At 56.0% G+C, this 19,681-nt stretch carries 19 protein-coding genes; 11 read left to right on the forward strand and 8 right to left on the reverse strand.

What is annotated here, in order from left to right:
* Positions 1 to 29: 29 nt before the first annotated feature.
* The 7 genes from speFL to kdpF form a co-directional block, all read right to left on the reverse strand.
* The gene (speFL, locus tag ABFI50_RS15450; protein ID WP_003858645.1) at positions 30 to 134 is read right to left on the reverse strand and encodes a leader peptide SpeFL; all 105 of its coding nucleotides are present in this window, start codon (positions 132 to 134) and stop codon (positions 30 to 32) included.
* 279 nt (positions 135 to 413) lie between these two features.
* Complete coding sequence (gene kdpE / locus ABFI50_RS15455) at positions 414 to 1,091, reverse strand: two-component system response regulator KdpE (protein ID WP_008501074.1); 678 nt, start codon at positions 1,089 to 1,091, stop codon at positions 414 to 416.
* Positions 1,088 to 3,775 (reverse strand): two-component system sensor histidine kinase KdpD, encoded by a 2,688-nt coding sequence (kdpD, locus tag ABFI50_RS15460; protein WP_176260438.1) that lies wholly within the window; start codon positions 3,773 to 3,775, stop codon positions 1,088 to 1,090. The genes kdpE and kdpD overlap by 4 nt, the downstream gene beginning before the upstream one ends.
* On the reverse strand, positions 3,776 to 4,351 hold the full coding sequence (gene kdpC / locus ABFI50_RS15465) for a potassium-transporting ATPase subunit KdpC (protein ID WP_282374810.1): 576 nt from the start codon (positions 4,349 to 4,351) through the stop codon (positions 3,776 to 3,778). It abuts the gene before it with no gap.
* A 12-nt stretch (positions 4,352 to 4,363) separates the two neighbouring features.
* Positions 4,364 to 6,412 carry a potassium-transporting ATPase subunit KdpB gene (gene kdpB / locus ABFI50_RS15470; RefSeq protein ID WP_045268239.1) on the reverse strand — a complete coding sequence of 683 codons (2,049 nt, stop codon included), beginning with the start codon at positions 6,410 to 6,412 and terminating at the stop codon, positions 4,364 to 4,366.
* A gap of 18 nt (positions 6,413 to 6,430) precedes the next feature.
* Complete coding sequence (gene kdpA, locus ABFI50_RS15475; protein ID WP_014883026.1) at positions 6,431 to 8,110, reverse strand: potassium-transporting ATPase subunit KdpA; 1,680 nt, start codon at positions 8,108 to 8,110, stop codon at positions 6,431 to 6,433.
* On the reverse strand, positions 8,110 to 8,199 hold the full coding sequence (kdpF, locus tag ABFI50_RS15480; RefSeq protein ID WP_014069365.1) for a K(+)-transporting ATPase subunit F: 90 nt from the start codon (positions 8,197 to 8,199) through the stop codon (positions 8,110 to 8,112). The genes kdpA and kdpF overlap by 1 nt, the downstream gene beginning before the upstream one ends.
* Positions 8,200 to 8,506: 307 nt before the next feature.
* Between kdpF and ABFI50_RS15485 the strand changes: the two genes are divergently transcribed.
* The 7 genes from ABFI50_RS15485 to nei all read left to right on the forward strand — a co-directional run bounded on the left by ABFI50_RS15485 (position 8,507) and on the right by nei (position 14,224).
* Complete coding sequence (locus ABFI50_RS15485) at positions 8,507 to 8,713, forward strand: YbfA family protein (RefSeq protein WP_014883027.1); 207 nt, start codon at positions 8,507 to 8,509, stop codon at positions 8,711 to 8,713.
* Positions 8,714 to 8,923: 210 nt separating this feature from the next.
* Positions 8,924 to 10,336, forward strand: coding sequence for a deoxyribodipyrimidine photo-lyase (phrB, locus tag ABFI50_RS15490; protein WP_347484452.1), 1,413 nt, complete (start codon positions 8,924 to 8,926; stop codon positions 10,334 to 10,336).
* Positions 10,337 to 10,346: 10 nt separating this feature from the next.
* Positions 10,347 to 11,090, forward strand: coding sequence for a type 2 GTP cyclohydrolase I (locus tag ABFI50_RS15495; protein WP_014883030.1), 744 nt, complete (start codon positions 10,347 to 10,349; stop codon positions 11,088 to 11,090).
* A gap of 14 nt (positions 11,091 to 11,104) precedes the next feature.
* Entirely contained in the window at positions 11,105 to 11,761 is a 657-nt protein-coding gene (gene pxpB, locus ABFI50_RS15500; RefSeq protein WP_023336926.1) for a 5-oxoprolinase subunit PxpB, read from the forward strand.
* The gene (gene pxpC, locus ABFI50_RS15505; protein ID WP_048997170.1) at positions 11,755 to 12,687 is read left to right on the forward strand and encodes a 5-oxoprolinase subunit PxpC; all 933 of its coding nucleotides are present in this window, start codon (positions 11,755 to 11,757) and stop codon (positions 12,685 to 12,687) included. The genes pxpB and pxpC overlap by 7 nt, the downstream gene beginning before the upstream one ends.
* Positions 12,674 to 13,414, forward strand: coding sequence for a 5-oxoprolinase subunit PxpA (gene pxpA / locus ABFI50_RS15510; RefSeq protein ID WP_347484454.1), 741 nt, complete (start codon positions 12,674 to 12,676; stop codon positions 13,412 to 13,414). Before pxpC ends, pxpA begins: the two co-directional genes overlap by 14 nt.
* An 18-nt stretch (positions 13,415 to 13,432) precedes the next feature.
* A complete protein-coding gene (gene nei / locus ABFI50_RS15515) occupies positions 13,433 to 14,224 on the forward strand; it encodes an endonuclease VIII (protein WP_059372972.1) in 792 nt (263 codons plus the stop codon).
* Positions 14,225 to 14,308: 84 nt separating this feature from the next.
* On the opposite strand, the gene ABFI50_RS15520 is transcribed toward nei, so the two are convergent.
* A complete protein-coding gene (locus tag ABFI50_RS15520; protein ID WP_014883035.1) occupies positions 14,309 to 15,592 on the reverse strand; it encodes a citrate synthase in 1,284 nt (427 codons plus the stop codon).
* Between the two features lie 639 nt (positions 15,593 to 16,231).
* Between ABFI50_RS15520 and sdhC the strand changes: the two genes are divergently transcribed.
* From sdhC to sdhB, 4 genes are read left to right on the forward strand one after another with little or no spacing between them, the layout of a single operon-like run.
* Positions 16,232 to 16,636: a succinate dehydrogenase cytochrome b556 subunit gene (gene sdhC / locus ABFI50_RS15525; RefSeq protein WP_020684965.1), complete on the forward strand. Its 405-nt coding sequence runs from the start codon at positions 16,232 to 16,234 to the stop codon at positions 16,634 to 16,636.
* Positions 16,630 to 16,977, forward strand: coding sequence for a succinate dehydrogenase membrane anchor subunit (gene sdhD / locus ABFI50_RS15530; protein ID WP_008501088.1), 348 nt, complete (start codon positions 16,630 to 16,632; stop codon positions 16,975 to 16,977). Before sdhC ends, sdhD begins: the two co-directional genes overlap by 7 nt.
* A complete protein-coding gene (sdhA, locus tag ABFI50_RS15535) occupies positions 16,977 to 18,743 on the forward strand; it encodes a succinate dehydrogenase flavoprotein subunit (RefSeq protein WP_014883036.1) in 1,767 nt (588 codons plus the stop codon). The genes sdhD and sdhA overlap by 1 nt, the downstream gene beginning before the upstream one ends.
* 15 nt (positions 18,744 to 18,758) lie before the next feature.
* Positions 18,759 to 19,475, forward strand: coding sequence for a succinate dehydrogenase iron-sulfur subunit SdhB (gene sdhB / locus ABFI50_RS15540; RefSeq protein ID WP_014883037.1), 717 nt, complete (start codon positions 18,759 to 18,761; stop codon positions 19,473 to 19,475).
* The last annotated feature ends 206 nt before the right edge of the window (positions 19,476 to 19,681 follow it).

Raw genomic sequence — 19,681 nt, forward strand, 5'->3', positions numbered from 1 at the left:
TGTAAGCGAGTGCGCCAGAAGTCGAAGGACTACCGGGCATTAAAGAGGTGAAAGTCAAAGCAGTTTCGGTGGGCAAACATCATGATATGTGTTGTCCGCCTTATATGGGGCATTAAGCGATTGTTGTTTTCCATGTTTCATTTTCCTTTCAGTAATTGAAAGCATGGTCATTTTATCCAGGAAAAAGGGATTAACTGTGAATCAGATCACCCTTAACCGATCATTTCAGAAATAATTAGTCGTTTTTGATGAATAACGCAGATCAAAATGCTGATTTGTTGTTGAAGTGTTAATGATTGGTTTTGTTAATGTTTTAAACGAGCAAAAATAATCCACGGAATAATGTATTGATTATTTTTTTAATATTTATCGGGAGGGTTTTTGATTATTTAGAAAATAATATGAATAGTTATTCAAAGCATAAACCGATAACCGATACCGGTTTCAGTTAATAAATGGCGAGGGCGAGCGGGGTCGACTTCCAGTTTCTGACGAAGGTGACCCATATATATGCGCAAATAGTGACTATGTTCCACCGCGTTGGGTCCCCACACCTGACTCAACAGCTGGCGCTGTGTGAGAACCTTGCCGTGGTTATTAAGCAGCACGGCGAGCAGGCGGAATTCGATGGGGGTAAGATGGATTTCCTCTTCACCGCGCACAATGCGCCGTGCGGCGAGGTCAACCCGAATATCACCAAACGTGTAGGTTGGGTCGGCAGGCGTGGTGGCGCTATGACGACGCAGCGCCACACGCAGGCGAGCCTGCAATTCGCCAATGCCAAAGGGTTTAATCAGATAGTCATCGGCGCCGGCATCCAGCGCGGCGATTTTATCCGTCTCTTCAGTACGGGCAGAGAGCACGAGAATCGGCATCTGGCTCCACTGACGAACCTCACGAATAAAATCGATGCCGTCGCCATCCGGCAGCCCAAGATCGAGGATCACCAGGTCCGGCTTGCGGGTGGCGGCTTCAATTAAACCCCGTTGAAGCGTACCCGCATCGTGAACGCGCAGACCGTCTCCTTCCAGCGCAGCGCGCAGAAAACGGCTAATGGCGATCTCATCTTCGACAATCAGAACGTTAATCACAAATCCTCGGGTAATTCATTCAGTTCTGGCGGGGTTTCCAGAGGAAGTGTAACACAAAAACGCGCGCCGCCTTCCGGACGATTCTCTGCGGAAATGGTTCCGCCATGGACGTCAACGATCGCCTGACAAATCGCCAGCCCGAGCCCAACGCCCGGAATGGCCGACTCCTTGTTCCCGCGCGCGAATTTTTCGAAAATAGCCAGCTCCTGCCCGGCAGGAATGCCCGGTCCGGTATCCCAGACGTCAAGGTGAAGCGTGCCATCCTCTACCATCGCATCCACGCCAATCCGGGCACTTGAGCCGGCATATTTACCGGCATTTTCCAGCAGATTGATCAGCACCCGTTCAAACAAGGGGCCATCGACGTGAATTAAGGTCAGGGGTTCAGGCATGTTCAGCGCGATATGCCGCCCACCGAGGCCGGGCTCCAGCATTTTCAGCGCGCTGCCTACCACTTCTTCCAGCGTGAGCCACTCTTTTTTGAGGTTAAATCCGCCCGACTGAATGCGCGCCATATCGAGCAGGTTATTCACCAGACGGGTGGTATTCAGCACGTGCTGGCGGATTTCGCTGGCCTGAAGGGCGTGTTTAGACCCTTCCGCGGCCAGGTCCAGCGTCAGGATTTCTGACTGACCAAACAGAACGGTCAGCGGGGTCCGCAGGTCGTGCGACAGCGCCGCCAGCAGCGAGTTACGAATGCTTTCACGCTCGCTGGCCAGTCGGGCCTGTTCTTCACTGGCGGTAAGCGCCAGCCGTTCCAGCGCGCTGGCAACCAGCAGCGTAAAAGTCTCCAGCAGCCGCTGCTGCTCGGGGATCATCAGCTGACGCAAGTTTGAGGGCTCAACAATCACCAGCCCCTGATTTTTATCGGCGCTGCGTAGCGGCAGAATTTGATAGGGCACGCCGGGCAGGGTGTCGGTCCCTGCGCCCGCAGGTAACCCTTTATCAAAGCTCCAGCGCGCGATGGCTTCGTCCCAGGGCGTCATGCCGGAGGCCGAGGTTAGCGGGCGCAGCTTACCGTGTTCGTCCGGGAGTAAAATCAGGTTGCTGGCATGAAACGTCGAGCGAATAAACTGCTCGCTGGTCTGCACAATATCCAGCGGGGTCCGACCCACCGCCAGCGATTTCGACATTTCATACAGATGCCGCGTGCGCTGTTCGCGGTAGCGGGCGATGCGCGCCTGGTAGCGCACGCCCGCCGTCAGATTGCCGATCACCAGCCCGACGGTGAGCATCACGGCAAAGGTCAGGATGTACTGTACGTCCGACACGGCGAGCGTCCCGCGAGGGGCAATAAAGAACAGATCAAAGCTGATGACGTTAATCACCGTTGCCAGCACCGACGGCCAGCGTCCGTAAAAGAGCGCCACCACCACCACGCCAAGGAGGTAGATCATCACCAGGTTGGCCGCGTCGAAGGCAATCAGCCATTTGCTGGCAATGATCGTGATCAGGGCGCAGAGCACGACGGCCACCAGGCAGCCGCGAAGCTGAATGCGCCATTTATCACTGAAAGTACGGCTGTCCGGGGCGCGGCTGGGAAGGGGGGGGGGTTTATCATCCAGCGCCACGATCACCAGGTCCAGATCCGGCGCGCGGCGGGCCAGTTTGTCGGCAAAGGATTCACGGCTAAACCAGCGACGATGCTGGCGACGGCCAATGACGATTTTCCCCAGGTTATGCTCCCGGGCGTAGCGCAGAATGGCTTTATCTTCCTGAGGATCGGAAAGGGTGGCGGTTTCGGCACCCAGCTCCTGCGCCAGGCGCAGCGAACTCAGAATCGCGCGGCGCTGGTTTTCGGGCAGGGCATGAAGCTGCGGCGTTTCGACATACACCGCATGCCAGACGCTGCCAAATTTGGCGGCCAGACGCGCGGCGGTGCGGACAAGTTTTTCGTTACCGCTGCCGTGCCCCACGCACAGCAGGATGGCATCCCGCGTATGCCAGACGCGTTCCTGGCCCTGCAAATCGCGCCAGGCACGCATCTGATCGTCAACGCGATCGGCAGTACGGCGCAGAGCCAGTTCGCGCAGGGCAATCAGGTTGCCTTTGCGGAAGAAATGTTCGATGGCACGCTCGGCCTGTCCGGCAATATAGACTTTGCCTTCGTGCAGGCGCTGGCGCAAATCATCCGGCGGCAGGTCGACCAGCACCACCTCGTCAGCGGAATCGAAGAAAGGGTCGGGCACCGTCTCGCGCACCTGAATGCCGGTCACGCCGCTGACCACGTCGTTCAGGCTTTCCAGATGCTGCACGTTAACCGTCGTGAAAACATCAATGCCAGCTTCAAGTAATTCTTCCACATCCTGCCAGCGCTTGGGATGACGCGAGCCTGGCGCATTGCTGTGCGCCAGTTCGTCCATCAGGATAAGCGCTGGACGGCGGGCGAGGGCGGCATCAATATCAAACTCAGTGACTAAACGACCCCGATGGCTGATGCGGCGGGGCGGCTGGGTGGCAAGCCCCTTCAGCAGCGATGCCGTCTCTTTACGTCCGTGGGTTTCAACCACGCCGATGAGTATATCGAGCCCCTGTGCCCGAAGCCGCTGGGCTTCCGTCAGCATGGCGAAGGTTTTCCCGACACCCGCGCAGGCGCCAAAGAAAATTTTCAGTTTGCCGCGATGGGCTTCAGCCGTCTGTTCAAGCAGCCTGTCCGGATCCGGGCGCATGGGCTCGTCGGTCATTTAGTTTTTCCTTAGCGCGTCCAGCGCCAGATTCAGCTCAACAATATTCACTACCGGCATGCCGATATAGCTGACCAGCGGCTTTTGTGTGTGTTCTGCCACCAGCTTGCTCACCTGTTCAACACTCAATTGACGGGCGGCGGCAACGCGCGGGATCTGCCACGCCACCGCTGCCGGCGTCAGGCTATAGTCCAGCCCGCTGGCTGAGGCGGTGACCAGCTCCACGGGAACCTCGCGGCTGGCCTGTGGATTGGCTGCGCGCAGGGCGGCCACGCGCTCGGCGACGGCTTTGTCCAGCGCCGGGTTGCTGCCCGCCAGGTTACTGCCGCCGGATGACATCGGATTATACGGGCTTTCGGCAGTGGCGGAAGGGCGTCCCTGGAAGTAGCGAGCGTCCGTAAAGCTCTGGCCAATCAGGCGCGAACCGCGGTTTTCACCGTTTTGCATAATCAGCGAGCCGTTAGCCTGATCCTTAAACCACCACTGGCCCAGGGCGGTGGTGACCAGCGGGTAGAGCCCGCCGGTAATCAGCGACAGCAGAATAAACAGAAGTATAGCGGGGCGTAACATCGTCATTTGATTCACCTTTTAAACCAGCCCGAACAGGGTCAACAGCAGATCGATAGCCTTGATACCGATGAAGGGCACCACCAGCCCACCCAGGCCGTAAATCCACAGGTTGCGGCGCAGCATGGCGGCCGCCGTGAGCGGCTTGTAGCTCACGCCTTTCAGCGCCAGCGGGATCAGGAAGACAATAATCAGGGCGTTAAAGATTACCGCGCTCAGAATGGCCGATGCCGGGGAGTGCAGGTGCATTACGTTCAGGGCGTTTAATTGCGGATAGGTCGCAGCAAACGCGGCCGGAATGATGGCGAAATATTTCGCCACATCGTTAGCGATGCTGAACGTGGTCAGCGAGCCGCGCGTCATCAGCATCTGCTTACCAATGTGCACGACTTCAATCAGCTTGGTCGGGTTAGAGTCGAGATCGACCATGTTGCCCGCCTCTTTTGCCGCCTGGGTACCGGAGTTCATTGCCACCGCCACGTCGGCCTGCGCCAGGGCAGGGGCATCGTTGGTCCCGTCACCGGTCATCGCTACCAGACGCCCTTCCGCCTGATACTGACGAATTAAGGCCAGTTTGGCTTCCGGTGTAGCTTCGGAAAGAAAATCATCCACGCCCGCTTCGGCAGCAATCGCCGCGGCGGTCAGGCGGTTATCCCCGGTGATCATCACCGTTTTGATCCCCATTTTACGAAGCTGGGCAAAGCGTTCTTTGATGCCGCCTTTGACGATATCCTTCAGGGCAATCACCCCCAGCACATTTGCGCCTTCAGCCACCACCAGCGGCGTTGCCCCCTGACGGGCCACGCTTTCCACCAGGCTATCCACTTCGGATGGGAAGTGACCGTTATTAGCCTCAATGTGGCGACGGATGGCGTCAACCGAGCCTTTACGGATCATCCGGTCCTGAATATTAATGCCGCTCATCCGGGTCTGTGCCGTGAAGGGCACGAAAGTGGCATGCAGGCTCTGAACGTCGCGCTGGCGCAGGTTAAATCGCTGTTTGGCAAGAATCACAATGCTGCGACCTTCCGGAGTTTCGTCGGCAAGCGATGAGAGCTGTGCGGCATCTGCCAGCGTTTTTTCATCCACGCCAGGTGCGGGTAAGAAGTCTGATGCCTGACGGTTACCGAGGGTGATGGTCCCGGTTTTATCAAGCAGCAGAACGTCTACATCGCCCGCCGCTTCAACGGCACGTCCGCTGGTGGCGATGACGTTGGCACCGAGCATACGGCTCATACCGGCCACGCCGATGGCCGACAGCAGGCCGCCGATAGTGGTGGGGATCAGACAGACCAGCAGCGCCACCAGCACCGTGATGGTGACCGCCGTACCGCCATAGGCGGAGAACGGCCACAGGGTCGCGGTTGCCAGCAGGAAGACGAGGGTCAACGCGACCAGCAGGATGGTCAGGGCAATCTCGTTGGGGGTTTTACGACGCTGGGCGCCTTCCACCATGGCGATCATCCGATCAAGGAAGGTTTCACCTGGGTTAACGCTACACTGAATCACCAGCCAGTCGGAGAGTATGCGCGTCCCCCCCGTTACGGAGGCGAAATCGCCGCCGGATTCACGGATAACCGGGGCGGATTCCCCGGTGATGGCGCTTTCGTCCACCGACGCGCCACCTTCAATCACTTCCCCGTCGCACGGGATAATATCGCCAGCTTCGACCAGCACCACATCGCCTTTACGCAGTTCATCCGCCGGAACGTGGTCCATCTGCGCACCGTATTTTGGTTCACGTAACTTGCGTGCGAAGGCGGTCTTTTTTACCCCTTTCAGGCTGTTGGCCTGGGCTTTACTCCGGCCTTCCGCCAGCGCTTCCGCAAAGTTGGCAAACAGCACGGTAAACCACAGCCACAGGCTAATGGCGCCGGTAAACATCGCATTTCCCGGCATGTGGCCCGTTCCCATGGCAATCGCCAGTGCGGTGGTCAGGACGCTTCCCGCCCAGACAATAAACATCACCGGGTTGTGCCACTGCACGCGCGGGCTCAGTTTTTTCACCGCATCCATGAGCGCCTGACGAACTAATGACGGTTCGAACAGGGCCAGTTGTTTACGACTCATGACAAATTCTCCGCAAAATCAGCGTAAAGAGAGGTATTCCGCGACCGGGCCTAACGCGAGGGCGGGGATAAAGGTCAGGGCACCAACCAGTAACACGGTGCCTGTGAGCAGGCCGATAAACAGCGCGCCGTGGGTCGGTAATGTTCCGGTGGTGGTCGGTTGAATTTTTTTATTCACCAGCGATCCGGCAATCGCCATGACCGGCACAATGATCCCGAAACGACCCACGAACATGCAGAACGCCAGCAGACAGTTCCAGAACGGTGAGTTGGCACTTAAGCCTGCAAAGGCACTGCCGTTGTTGTTGGCGGCAGAGGAGACGGCATACAGCACTTCGCTAAAGCCGTGAATACCCGGGTTAAAGATGCCGCTGCGTCCGGCCTCGGTCATCAGCGCCAGTGCGGAGCCGAGCAGTACGAGGGCAGGGGTTACCAGAATCGCCAGCGCGGTTAATTTCATCTCGCGAACGTCGATTTTTTTACCGAGGTATTCCGGGGTACGACCAATCATCAGACCGGCAATAAACACCGCCAGCATCACGAACAACAGCATGCCGTAAAGACCTGAACCCACGCCGCCAAATACCACCTCGCCAATCTGCATCAGCCACATTGGGATCATTCCGCCCAGTGCGGTGAAGGAGTCATGCATGGCATTCACCGCCCCGCACGAGGCCGCCGTGGTGACCACCGCATAGAGGCTGCTGGCGAGAATGCCAAAGCGGCTCTCTTTACCTTCCATATTGATATTGCTGTTAGCCCCAAGCTGCATGAAATGGCTATTGCCGTTCCATTCAGCCCACATCACCAGCGCAACGCAGACCACGAAGATTAACGACATGGTCCAGAGCAGGGTGCGCCCCTGACGGCGATCGTTGACGACATCACCAAAGGCAAAGCAGAGTGCGGTGGGGATCAGGAAAATCGCCAGCATCTGCACAAAATTGGTCAGGGCAGTCGGGTTTTCAAACGGATGCGATGAGTTGGCGTTGAAGAAACCGCCGCCGTTGGTGCCGAGCATCTTTATGGCTTCCTGCGACGCCACGGGCCCCATCGGCAGGAGCTGTTTTGCCCCTTCCAGCGAGGTATAAGGGGTGTATGGCAGCAGGTTTTGCAGGCTACCTTGCTGAATAAAGAACAGCGCGATCAGCAGCGCAATTGGCAGCAATATCCACAGCGTGATGCGCGTCAGATCCACCCACGCGTTACCCAGGGTACTGATTTTCTGACGAGCAAACGCGCGCGTCAGCGCGAAGATCACAGCGATACCGCTGGCGGCTGAGAGGAAGTTCTGAACGGTTAACCCAACCATCTGGCTGAAATAGCTGAGCGTGGTTTCACCCGCATAGGACTGCCAGTTGGTGTTGGTGACAAAGCTGACTGCCGTATTCAGCGCAAGATGCCAGGACAGACCCGGTAATTGTTGCGGATTCAGCGGCAGACTCCCCTGCAGCATCAGCAGGGTAAAAAGTGCAATCAGCCCAACAATATTCAGCAGCAGAATGGCAAACAGATATTCACGCCAGCTCATCTCGCGATCGTCTATTCCCAGTACACGCCAGATCCCTTTTTCAACGCTTCCCGTACCAGGCAGGGGGACGTTGTTGATAAGCCTTGCCAGCCCCATTCCCAGTGGCCTTGCCAGAACGAACAACGCCAGTAAGAAGCTGGCAATAAGCAAAAACGCCTGAGCAGCCATCAGAATGCCTCCGCATTAATCAGGGCATAAACCAGATAACCCAATAACAGGAACACCAGCACGATGCCGGCAATAAGACCTGCACTCACAATCCACCTCCGGGTGACTTTTGTTGTTGGGTTAACGGTAGGATTTATGGCGCAAAGATTTCGCAAAAATGAGGAGAGAGGGTGTAAAAAAAGTATAAAAATGGAAAAGCCACAATTTAACTATTGGTAAGTAAATTGTTAACTTTTCTGTAACTAAATTACGGCGCGAGTGTAAATATTCACTAAATGGATGAAAATAAGTGGTCGGATGAGTAGTAAAATTACACACAAAGCGATATTATTTTATCCAGGTCACAGATTTTGAATTTTCCGGATGACGTTTCCGGCCAACTATAGGGGAGAAAATATGGATCTGTATAAAGCGTATCCAGCTCATATTGTGTTCATGCGTCGTACTTTCGCCGTAGTGGCTGGCGTGCTGGCCCTGCCGGTGATGCTGTTCTGGAAAGATCGCGCTCGTTTTTACAGCTATCTGCACCGCGTCTGGGCGAAAACCAGCGAGAAGCCGGTGTGGATGGATCAGGCCGAGAAAGCGACCTGCGACTTCTACTAAAAAAAGAAAGACTACACATAGCAATATAGAAACCGCCAATAGCAATGGGTAATGCCAGTCAGTTACTTAACTGACTGGCATTACCACCCCCCGGGCGGCCTTTTTTATTTCATCCCGTCTACACTTCATGGCAAAGTACAGTAAAAGCTCGCCACTTTTTCCTTTGGTGGCGTGCCCTTACGGACATAATGGATATTTGCCTGGAGTTTTATGCCCACCCATCTGGTTTGGTTTCGCGCAGATCTGCGCGTACATGACAACATCGCTCTCGCGGCAGCCTGTCGTTCTGAGGATGCCAGCGTGCTGGCACTGTTCATCGCTACGCCCGAACAGTGGCAGCAGCATGATATGGCACCGCGCCAGGCGGCTTACCTCAAATCACATCTGAACGTTCTGCAACACTCGCTTGCTGAAAAAGGTATTCCGCTGATCTACAAAGAGGTCAGTGATTTTGCCGCGCAGCTTCAGATGCTGCAGGCGATCTGTCAGCAAAACGGCGTCACACACCTTTTTTATAACTATCAGTACGAGCTGAACGAACAGCGGCGGGATCGCCAGCTGGAAAACATGCTGGACGGGGTAGTTTGTGAAGGATTTGATGACAGCGTCATGCTGGCGCCGGGCAGCGTCATGACCGGCAGTCACGAAATGTACAAAGTGTTTACGCCGTTTAAAAATGCGTTTGTTAAACGCCTGAAAGAGGCGCTGCCTGAGTGCGTGGCCGCGCCCGCTGTTCGGGGCGATGCCATAACCGATCTGCCTGAATTAACGTTTAACTATCCCCAACAGACGTTCGACGATCTTCTGTTCCCTGCCAGTGAGAAATCAGCGATTGCGAAGCTGCGCCAGTTTTGCAAGCAGGGCGCGGGAGAGTACGACGCGCGCAGGGATTTCCCGGCGGTTGAAGGGACAAGCCGATTATCGGCCTGCCTGGCATTGGGCGTGCTCTCTCCTCGCCAGTGTCTGCATCGTCTACTGGCCGAGCAGCCGCAGGCGCTGGACGGCGGGACGGGGTCGGTGTGGCTGAACGAACTGATCTGGCGTGAGTTCTATCGCCATCTGATGACTTATCATCCCGATCTCTGCAAGCATCACCCGTTCATTCCCTGGACCGATAACGTAAAATGGCAGCACGACGAGGCGCGTTTACTGGCCTGGAAAAAGGGGGAGACGGGCTATCCGATTGTTGATGCCGCGATGCGCCAGTTGAATGAAACCGGGTGGATGCACAACCGTCTGCGAATGATTACCGCCAGCTTCCTGGTGAAAGATCTACTTATCGACTGGCGTGTCGGGGAGCGTTATTTTATTTCTCAGCTGATCGATGGCGATCTGGCAGCGAATAATGGCGGATGGCAGTGGGCGGCCTCTACCGGTACCGATGCGGCTCCCTATTTCCGGATTTTCAATCCGACCACTCAGGGACAAAAATTTGATGCTAACGGCGACTTTATTCGTCGCTGGTTGCCTGCGCTCAGGCATGTTCCTGCGAAAGCGATCCACGACCCGTGGGCATGGGCGGATAAACAGGGCGTAAAGCTCGATTATCCCCGCCCGATTGTTGACCATAAACAGGCGCGCGTCGCCACGCTGGCGGCCTATGAAGCCGCCCGTAAAGCTTAAGAGAGTGATGATGAAAAACAGCGAACTGGAAAGCCTGATTAACGAAAAACTCAATACCGCCGCCTTCAGCGATTACGGTCCGAATGGGCTGCAGGTGGAAGGCCGTGAGACAGTGCAAAAAATCATCACCGGTGTGACGGCAAGCCAGGCATTGCTGGATGAAGCGGTGCGTCAGGAGGCCGATGCGATCATTGTTCACCACGGTTATTTCTGGAAAAACGAATCACCGATTATTCGCGGTATGAAGCGCAACCGCCTGAAAACGCTGTTGGCCAATGACATCAACCTGTACGGCTACCACCTGCCGCTGGATGCACACCCGGAACTGGGGAATAACGTCCAGCTGGCGCAGCTGTTGGGGATCACTGTGATGGGCGAAATCGAGCCGCTGGTCCCGTGGGGAGAGCTGTCGATGCCGGTTCCGGGTCTGGAGCTGGCCTCGTGGATCGAAGCACGTCTCGGGCGTCGTCCGCTGTGGTGTGGCGACACGGGGCCGGATACCGTTAAGCGCGTTGCCTGGTGTACCGGCGGCGGTCAGGGCTTTATCGACAGCGCCGCGCGTTTTGGTGTTGATGCGTTTATTACCGGTGAAGTCTCTGAGCAGACGGTTCACTCAGCCCGTGAACAGGGGCTGCATTTTTACGCGGCAGGCCACCATGCCACCGAGCGTGGCGGTATCCGCGCCCTCAGCGAATGGCTGACGGAAAATACCGATCTGGATGTGACCTTTATTGATATCCCTAATCCCGCCTGATGAGAGGTGCCCGAGTGCAGAGAGCGCGTTGTTATCTTCTGGGTGAAAGCGCAGTTGTACTGGAACTTGAACCGCCGGTCACGCTTGCCACGCAAAAGCGTATCTGGCGGCTGACACAGCGTCTGGTTGACATCCCGGAAGTGGTAGAAACCATTCCTGGCATGAATAACATTACCGTCGTGCTGCGCAACCCGCAGACAAAGGCGCTGGATGCTATTGAACGTCTTCAGCGCTGGTGGGAAGAGAGCGAAGCGCTGGAGCCGGAATCGAGAATGATTGAAATCCCGGTCGTCTATGGCGGCACGGGTGGGCCGGATCTTGGCGTGGTGGCGGATCACTGCGGATTAACGGAAAAGCAGGTAGTTGAGCTGCACAGTTCGGTGGATTACGTGGTCTGGTTTCTCGGGTTTCAACCCGGCTTTCCGTATCTTGGCGGATTATCCCCCCAGCTGCATACGCCGCGCCGGGCCGAGCCACGCCTGAGCGTTCCCGCGGGAACGGTGGCGATTGGCGGCGAACAAACCGGAATTTATCCGCTCACCTCACCGGGCGGCTGGCAGCTTATTGGGCACACCGCCATGCCATTATTTGAACCGGGGCAGGAGGCACCCATTCTCCTTCGTCCTGGCGATACCCTTCGCTTTATCCCGCAGAAGGAGGGGGTATGTTAACGTTACTTCGCGCAGGGCTTTATACCTCGGTACAGGATGCCGGCCGCTTTGGCCTGCGCCAGTCTGGCGTGAGCTACTGCGGTGCGCTTGATCGTCCTTCGCTGGAGATTGCCAACCTGCTGGTGGGTAACGCAGGCAGCACGGCGGCGTTAGAAATTACGCTGGGTCAGTGCGTGATTGAGTTCGGTCAGGAAACCTGGTTTGCGTTAACCGGCGCAGGTTGTGACGCCACGCTGGACGGCAAAGCGGTGTGGACCGGCTGGCGTTTGCGGGCGAAAGCCGGGCAACGTCTGACGCTGAAACGGCCTTTGCACGGCGTGCGCAGTTACCTTGCGGTAGCGGGGGGCATTGACGTGCCGGAGGTGCTGGGGTCAGCCAGTACCGATCAGAAAGCGGGCATAGGGGGGCATGAGGGACGTTCGCTGCGCGATGGCGATTGTCTGGCGATTAAGCCGTCAACACGCGATTTCTCGACGACGCAGGGCGTAAAACAGTTGCTGTGGGGAAACGTGATCCGCGCCTTACCGGGGCCGGAATATCAGGAGTTCGATGACGCTTCTAAAGAGTCTTTCTGGCGTTCGCCGTGGAAGATTAGCCCGCAGAGTAACCGCATGGGCTACCGCCTGCAGGGGCAGCCGCTGACCCGCACAACCGACCGGGAGTTGCTCTCCCACGGCTTATTGCCTGGCGTAATTCAGGTTCCGGGCAATGGTCAACCCATTGTGCTGATGAACGATGCGCAGACGACGGGCGGCTATCCGCGCATTGCCTGCATTATTGACGCGGATCGCTACCATCTGGCGCAAATTCCCCTCGGTCAGCCGATCCATTTCGTGCAATGTTCGCTGGAGGAAGCGCTGAAAGCGCGACAGGATCAGCAGCGTTATCTCGAACAGCTGGCGTGGAGGCTTGATGGTAAAGATTGATTTAAATGCCGATCTGGGGGAGGGGAGCCGCGCCGACGCAGAGCTGATGACGCTGGTCTCTTCGGTTAATATCGCCTGCGGCTTTCACGCGGGTGATGCGCAAACCATGCTGGAGAGCGTGCGCAATGCCATTAAAAACGGCGTGGCGATAGGCGCTCACCCGAGCTTTCCCGACCGGGAGAACTTTGGCCGTACGGCGATGGACCTGCCGCCGGAGACGGTCTACGCTCAGATGCTTTACCAGATTGGCGCGCTGGAGGCGATAGTGCGCGCTGAGAAGGGCGTACTGCGCCACGTGAAGCCGCACGGCATGCTTTACAATCAGGCGGCGAAAGATCCTGCTCTGGCGGACGCCATTGCCCGCGCGGTGCGGGATTGTGACTCTCAGCTGATTCTGGTGGGCCTGGCGGGCAGCGAGCTGATCCGCGCCGGGCAGCGCCTGGGGTTAACCACCCGCCAGGAAGTGTTTGCCGACCGGGGATATCAGCCTGATGGCAGCCTGGTGCCGCGAACGCAGGCCGGGGCGCTCATTACCGAGGAAGGTAAAGCGCTGGCGCAGACGCTGGAGATGGTGCGCGCCGGGCGTGTCACCGCTGTGGATGGTACATCGGCAAACGTTCAGGCCGATACGGTATGCTTACATGGCGACGGCGAGCATGCGCTCCAGTTTGCGCGGCGCCTGCGGGCAGCGTTCTCTGATGAGGGTATTCTTGTCAGCGCAGAATAATCATTTAAGGACAATAACATGCCAGAAGGTCCGGAGATCCGCCGCGCGGCGGATAGCCTGGAAGCGGCGATAAAGGGCAAACCGCTGACGGATGTCTGGTTTGCCTTTCCGCAACTCAAACCGTTTGAATCACAGCTGCTGGGGCAGACGGTGACCCATATTGAAACGCGCGGGAAAGCCTTACTCACGCACTTTTCCCATAACCTGACGTTATATAGCCATAACCAGCTTTACGGCGTCTGGCGCGTGGTTAACGCGGGTGAACAGCCGCAAACCACCCGTGTGCTGCGGGTCAGGCTGCAAACGGCGGATAAAGCCATCCTGCTTTACAGCGCGTCGGATATCGAAATGTTAACGCCTGAGCAGTTGCTCGTTCATCCGTTCTTGCTGCGCGTTGGGCCGGATGTGCTGGATATGCGCCTGACGGCGGGCGATGTGAAAGCCCGTTTGCTGTCACCCAAATTTCGCAATCGGCAGTTTTCCGGCCTGTTTCTCGACCAGGCCTTTCTGGCCGGGCTCGGCAACTACCTGCGGGTGGAAATCCTTTGGGAAGCCGGGCTGGCGCCGCAGCATAAAGCTTCGCAGCTCAGCGATGAACAGCTGGAAGCGCTGTCCCATGCGCTGCTGGACATTCCGCGTTTATCCTACACGACGCGCGGCGTGGTAGATGAGAACAGGCATCACGGGGCGCTGTTCCGGTTTAAGGTGTTTCATCGGGCGGGGAAAAAGTGCGAGCGATGTGGCGGGATTATAGAGAGGACAATGCTTTCCTCAAGACCGTTTTACTGGTGTCCCGGGTGCCAGATGTAAAAAAGCCGGGTGGCGGCTACGCCTTACCCGGCCTACATTTCGCACTTGTAGGCCCGGTAAGCGTGAGCGCCACCGGGCTTGTTTTTAGCGCTTAATATCAGACTTAAAATCACGCTGCTCGTAGCCGGTATACAGCTGACGAGGACGGGCGATTTTCATGCCTTCGCTGTGCATTTCGTTCCAGTGCGCAATCCAGCCTACGGTACGGGCCATGGCGAAGATTACGGTGAACATGGAAGACGGAATACCCATCGCTTTCAGAATGATACCGGAGTAGAAGTCGACGTTCGGGTAGAGTTTCTTCTCGATGAAGTACGGGTCGTTCAGCGCGATGTGTTCCAGCTCCATCGCCACTTCCAGCAGATCATCTTTGGTACCCAGTTCTTTCAGCACTTCGTGGCAGGTTTCACGCATCACGGTGGCGCGTGGGTCATAGTTTTTGTAAACACGGTGACCGAAGCCCATCAGGCGGAAGGAGTCATTCTTGTCTTTCGCGCGACGCACGAATTCAGGAATGTGCTCAACGGTGCTGATCTCTTCCAGCATCTTCAGTGCCGCTTCGTTCGCACCGCCGTGCGCCGGTCCCCACAGGGAGGCGATGCCCGCAGCGATACAGGCGAACGGGTTCGCGCCTGAAGAGCCCGCGGTACGGACGGTAGAGGTGGAAGCGTTCTGTTCGTGGTCAGCGTGCAGGATCAGGATACGGTCCATTGCGCGTTCCAGCACCGGGTTCACTTCGTACTCTTCGCACGGCGTGGAGAACATCATGCGCAGGAAGTTACCGGCGTAGGAGAGGTCGTTACGTGGATACACAAACGGCTGGCCGATGGAGTATTTGTAACACATCGCCGCCATGGTAGGCATTTTGGACAGCAGACGGAACGCCGCGATATCACGGTGACGCGGGTTATTCACGTCAAGGGAGTCGTGGTAGAACGCCGCCAGCGCACCGGTAATCCCGCACATCACCGCCATCGGGTGAGAGTCACGACGGAACGCATGGAACAGACGGGTAATCTGCTCATGGATCATGGTGTGACGGGTGACGGTGGTTTTGAATTCATCGTACTGCGCCTGCGTTGGCTTTTCGCCGTTCAGCAGGATGTAGCACACTTCCAGATAGTTGGATTCGGTGGCTAACTGATCGATGGGGAAGCCGCGATGGAGCAGGATACCTTCGTCACCGTCAATGTAGGTGATTTTGGATTCGCAAGATGCGGTAGAGGTAAATCCAGGGTCAAAGGTAAATACTCCTTTGGAACCCAGCGTACGGATATCAATAACATCCTGACCGAGCGTGCCTTTTAGCACATCCAGTTCAATAGCATCACCACCGTTGAGGGTGAGTTTTGCCTTTGTATCAGCCATTTACGGTCTCCTTAGCGCCTTATGCTTAAGACTGCGCTTTACCGGATTTGCTTTCAGCTGTTAATCACCGTTACCAGATTGTTATTTGGCTTACCGCTCAGCTCACGAGGACAAACCAGGGTACAGAGCTATGGCGCCTTGCAGGTAAACGAATGAAATATCAGTGAAACAACAGCAAATCAGCGTTTTTGCAGTCCGAATTATTCAAACCTGTATATCACTAATAACTGTCCTGATAACTTCGGTCAATACCATCACACTGTTACATAACTATTTGTCAGGTGAAAGAGAGACCTCATAACTTTTGCGCATTATATGCCTTTTCTGATGACGTTTGTAACAATATTGTTTAACATTTGTCAAATCAGATGATTAAAAATTAAAAAGATGTTGTTATCGTGACCCTGATCACTGTTCCAGAGAAAACCCGACAAACTGTATGTAGGTTAATTGTAATGATTTTGTGAACGGCCTATACTGCCGCCAGGTCTCCGGAACACCCTGCAATCCCGAGCCACCCAGCGTTGTAATGTGTCGTTGAAGCATCTGGAAGCATTGTTTTGCATGACGCGCAGTTATAGAAAAGGAACGCTGCTTGACCCGCATCGCAGTCCGGAGGAAGGAAACAATAAGAACAGCATGTGGGCGTTATTCATGATAAGAAATGTGAAAAAACAAAGACCTGTCAATCTGGATCTGAAAACGATCCGGTTCCCCGTAACAGCAATAGCGTCCATTCTGCACCGTGTTTCAGGTGTAATTACGTTTGTGGCGGTCGGCATTCTGCTGTGGTTACTGGGTACCAGCCTCTCCTCCCCTGAAGGATTCCTCCAGGCCTCTGCCATCATGAACAGCTTCTTCGTGAAATTCATCATGTGGGGCATTCTGACCGCGCTGGCGTACCACGTCGTCGTGGGTGTTCGTCATATGCTGATGGACTTTGGCTACCTGGAAGAGACGTTCGAAGCCGGGAAACGCTCCGCTAACATTTCATTTGTGATTACTGTCGTGCTTTCACTTCTCGCAGGAGTTCTCGTATGGTAAGCAACGCCTCCGCATTAGGACGCAACGGCGTACATGACTTCATTCTTGTCCGTGCTACCGCCATCGTTCTCACCCTTTACATCATCTATATGATTGGTTTCTTCGCGACCAGCGGTACGCTGACGTGGGAAATCTGGAGTGGGTTCTTCGGATCCGCCTTCACCAAAGTGTTCACCCTGCTGGCGCTGTTCTCCATCCTTATTCATGCGTGGATTGGTATGTGGCAGGTGTTGACCGATTACGTTAAACCGCTGGCGATTCGCCTTCCTCTGCAGCTGGCCATTGTCGTTGCACTGGTGGTTTACGTTATTTATGGATTCGTTGTGGTGTGGGGTGTGTAATGAAACTGCCAGTCAGAGAATTTGATGCTGTTGTGATTGGTGCCGGTGGCGCAGGTATGCGTGCCGCACTGCAAATTTCCCAGAGCGGTCAGACCTGTGCGCTGCTCTCTAAAGTGTTCCCGACCCGTTCCCACACAGTATCCGCGCAGGGCGGTATTACCGTTGCGCTGGGTAACTCCCATGAAGATAACTGGGAATGGCACATGTACGACACGGTAAAAGGTTCCGACTACATCGGCGACCAGGATGCCATCGAATATATGTGTAAGACCGGCCCGGAAGCGATTCTGGAGCTGGACCACATGGGGCTGCCGTTCTCCCGTCTGGAAAACGGCACCATCTATCAGCGTCCGTTTGGCGGCCAGTCGAAAAACTTCGGCGGCGAGCAGGCGGCACGTACCGCAGCGGCGGCTGACCGTACCGGCCACGCACTGCTGCACACCCTATATCAGCAGAACCTGAAAAACCACACCACCATCTTCTCCGAGTGGTATGCGCTGGATCTGGTGAAAAATGCCGATGGCGCAGTGGTCGGTTGTACCGCGCTGTGTATCGAAACCGGTGAAGTCGTTTACTTCAAAGCCCGCGCAACCGTGCTGGCCACCGGCGGTGCAGGCCGTATTTACCAGTCCACCACCAACGCCCACATCAACACCGGTGACGGTGTTGGCATGGCAATCCGCGCAGGCGTGCCGGTTCAGGATATGGAAATGTGGCAGTTCCACCCAACCGGTATCGCCGGTGCCGGCGTTCTGGTAACAGAAGGCTGCCGTGGTGAAGGCGGCTACCTGCTGAACAAACACGGCGAACGCTTCATGGAGCGTTATGCCCCGAATGCGAAAGACCTGGCGGGTCGTGACGTGGTGGCGCGTTCCATCATGATCGAAATCCGTGAAGGCCGCGGCTGTGATGGCCCATGGGGTCCACACGCGAAGCTGAAACTCGACCATCTGGGTAAAGAGGTGCTGGAATCCCGTCTGCCGGGCATTCTGGAGCTGTCTCGTACCTTCGCACACGTCGACCCGGTGAAAGAGCCAATTCCTGTTATCCCAACCTGCCACTACATGATGGGCGGTATTCCGACCAAAGTGACCGGTCAGGCGTTGACCGTGAACGAGCAGGGTGAAGATGTGGTTATTCCTGGCCTGTTCGCCGTAGGTGAAATTGCCTGCGTATCCGTTCACGGCGCAAACCGTCTCGGCGGCAACTCGCTGCTGGACCTGGTGGTATTCGGCCGTGCAGTTGGTCTGCATCTGCAGGAATCCATTGCCGAGCAGGGCGCGCTGCGTGACGCGACCGACGACGAAATTGATGCCTCTCTTGAGCGCCTCAACCGCTGGAACGGCAACCGTAACGGCGAAGATCCGGTGGAAATCCGTAAAGCACTCCAGGAATGCATGCAGCATAACTTCTCGGTATTCCGCGAAGGTGACGCAATGGCCAAAGGTCTTGAGCAGTTGAAAGCGATCCGCGAGCGTCTGAAAAATGCCCGTCTGGATGACACCTCCAGCGAGTTCAACACCCAGCGCGTTGAATGCCTGGAGCTGGATAACCTGATGGAAACCGCATTCGCGACCGCGATGTCGGCAAACTTCCGTACCGAGAGCCGTGGCGCGCATAGCCGCTTCGACTTCCCGGATCGTGATGACGAAAACTGGCTGTGCCATTCCCTGTATCTGCCAGAGTCGGAATCCATGACGCGTCGTAGCGTCAACATGGAACCGAAACTGCGTCCGGCGTTCCCGCCGAAGATTCGTACTTACTAATGCGGAGACAGGATAATGAAACTCGAATTCTCAGTTTATCGTTATAACCCGGATGTTGATGATGCTCCGCGTATGCAGGACTACACCCTGGAAGCGGAAGAAGGTCGCGACATGATGCTGCTGGATGCGTTAATCCAGCTGAAAGAAAAAGATCCGACACTGTCGTTCCGTCGCTCCTGCCGTGAAGGGGTCTGCGGCTCTGATGGCGTGAACATGAACGGCAAAAATGGCCTGGCCTGCATCACGCCCATTTCCGCGTTGCAGCGTCCTGGTCAGAAAATTGTTATCCGTCCTCTGCCAGGCCTGCCGGTCGTGCGTGATTTGGTGGTAGACATGGGGCAATTCTATGCACAATATGAGAAGATTAAGCCTTACTTATTGAATAATGGGCAAAATCCACCCGCTCGCGAGCACTTACAGTCTCCTGAGCAGCGTGAAAAACTCGATGGGTTGTACGAGTGTATTCTCTGCGCATGTTGTTCAACGTCCTGTCCGTCGTTCTGGTGGAACCCGGACAAGTTTATCGGCCCGGCCGGTCTGCTGGCTGCCTATCGCTTCCTGATCGATAGCCGCGACACCGAAACCGAGAGTCGTCTGGAAGGACTGAGTGACGCTTTCAGCGTATTCCGCTGCCATAGCATCATGAACTGCGTCAGTGTATGTCCGAAGGGACTGAACCCGACGCGCGCCATCGGCCATATTAAGTCGATGCTGCTGCAGCGCAGTGCGTAAGTAAAAACGCCGGATGGCGCTGCGCTTATCCGGCCTACGTAACAGTAGGCCCGGTAAGCGTAGCGCCACCGGGAAAATTGCAGAAACCTTTAAAAACTGCCCTGAAGTTTAGACAGTTTCTAAAGGTTCCTTCGCGGGCCAAATGAAAAGAGCTCGCAGGTGAACCCCGGCACGTACACGTGGTGTGCGTGGTAGTTTCTACGGCG

The organism is Enterobacter sp. HNDS-6 (assembly GCF_039850505.1).
In the GTDB taxonomy this organism is placed as follows: domain Bacteria; phylum Pseudomonadota; class Gammaproteobacteria; order Enterobacterales; family Enterobacteriaceae; genus Enterobacter; species Enterobacter kobei.

Coding starts and splice junctions, on each gene's coding strand:
- speFL (WP_003858645.1), bottom strand. CDS start 134: ATGGAAAACAACAATCGCTTAATGCCCCATATAAGGCGGACAACACAT.
- kdpD (WP_176260438.1), bottom strand. CDS start 3,775: ATGACCGACGAGCCCATGCGCCCGGATCCGGACAGGCTGCTTGAACAG.
- kdpC (WP_282374810.1), bottom strand. CDS start 4,351: ATGACGATGTTACGCCCCGCTATACTTCTGTTTATTCTGCTGTCGCTG.
- kdpB (WP_045268239.1), bottom strand. CDS start 6,412: ATGAGTCGTAAACAACTGGCCCTGTTCGAACCGTCATTAGTTCGTCAG.
- kdpA (WP_014883026.1), bottom strand. CDS start 8,110: ATGGCTGCTCAGGCGTTTTTGCTTATTGCCAGCTTCTTACTGGCGTTG.
- ABFI50_RS15485 (WP_014883027.1), top strand. CDS start 8,507: ATGGATCTGTATAAAGCGTATCCAGCTCATATTGTGTTCATGCGTCGT.
- phrB (WP_347484452.1), top strand. CDS start 8,924: ATGCCCACCCATCTGGTTTGGTTTCGCGCAGATCTGCGCGTACATGAC.
- ABFI50_RS15495 (WP_014883030.1), top strand. CDS start 10,347: ATGAAAAACAGCGAACTGGAAAGCCTGATTAACGAAAAACTCAATACC.
- pxpC (WP_048997170.1), top strand. CDS start 11,755: ATGTTAACGTTACTTCGCGCAGGGCTTTATACCTCGGTACAGGATGCC.
- pxpA (WP_347484454.1), top strand. CDS start 12,674: ATGGTAAAGATTGATTTAAATGCCGATCTGGGGGAGGGGAGCCGCGCC.
- nei (WP_059372972.1), top strand. CDS start 13,433: ATGCCAGAAGGTCCGGAGATCCGCCGCGCGGCGGATAGCCTGGAAGCG.
- ABFI50_RS15520 (WP_014883035.1), bottom strand. CDS start 15,592: ATGGCTGATACAAAGGCAAAACTCACCCTCAACGGTGGTGATGCTATT.
- sdhC (WP_020684965.1), top strand. CDS start 16,232: ATGTGGGCGTTATTCATGATAAGAAATGTGAAAAAACAAAGACCTGTC.
- sdhD (WP_008501088.1), top strand. CDS start 16,630: ATGGTAAGCAACGCCTCCGCATTAGGACGCAACGGCGTACATGACTTC.
- sdhA (WP_014883036.1), top strand. CDS start 16,977: ATGAAACTGCCAGTCAGAGAATTTGATGCTGTTGTGATTGGTGCCGGT.
- sdhB (WP_014883037.1), top strand. CDS start 18,759: ATGAAACTCGAATTCTCAGTTTATCGTTATAACCCGGATGTTGATGAT.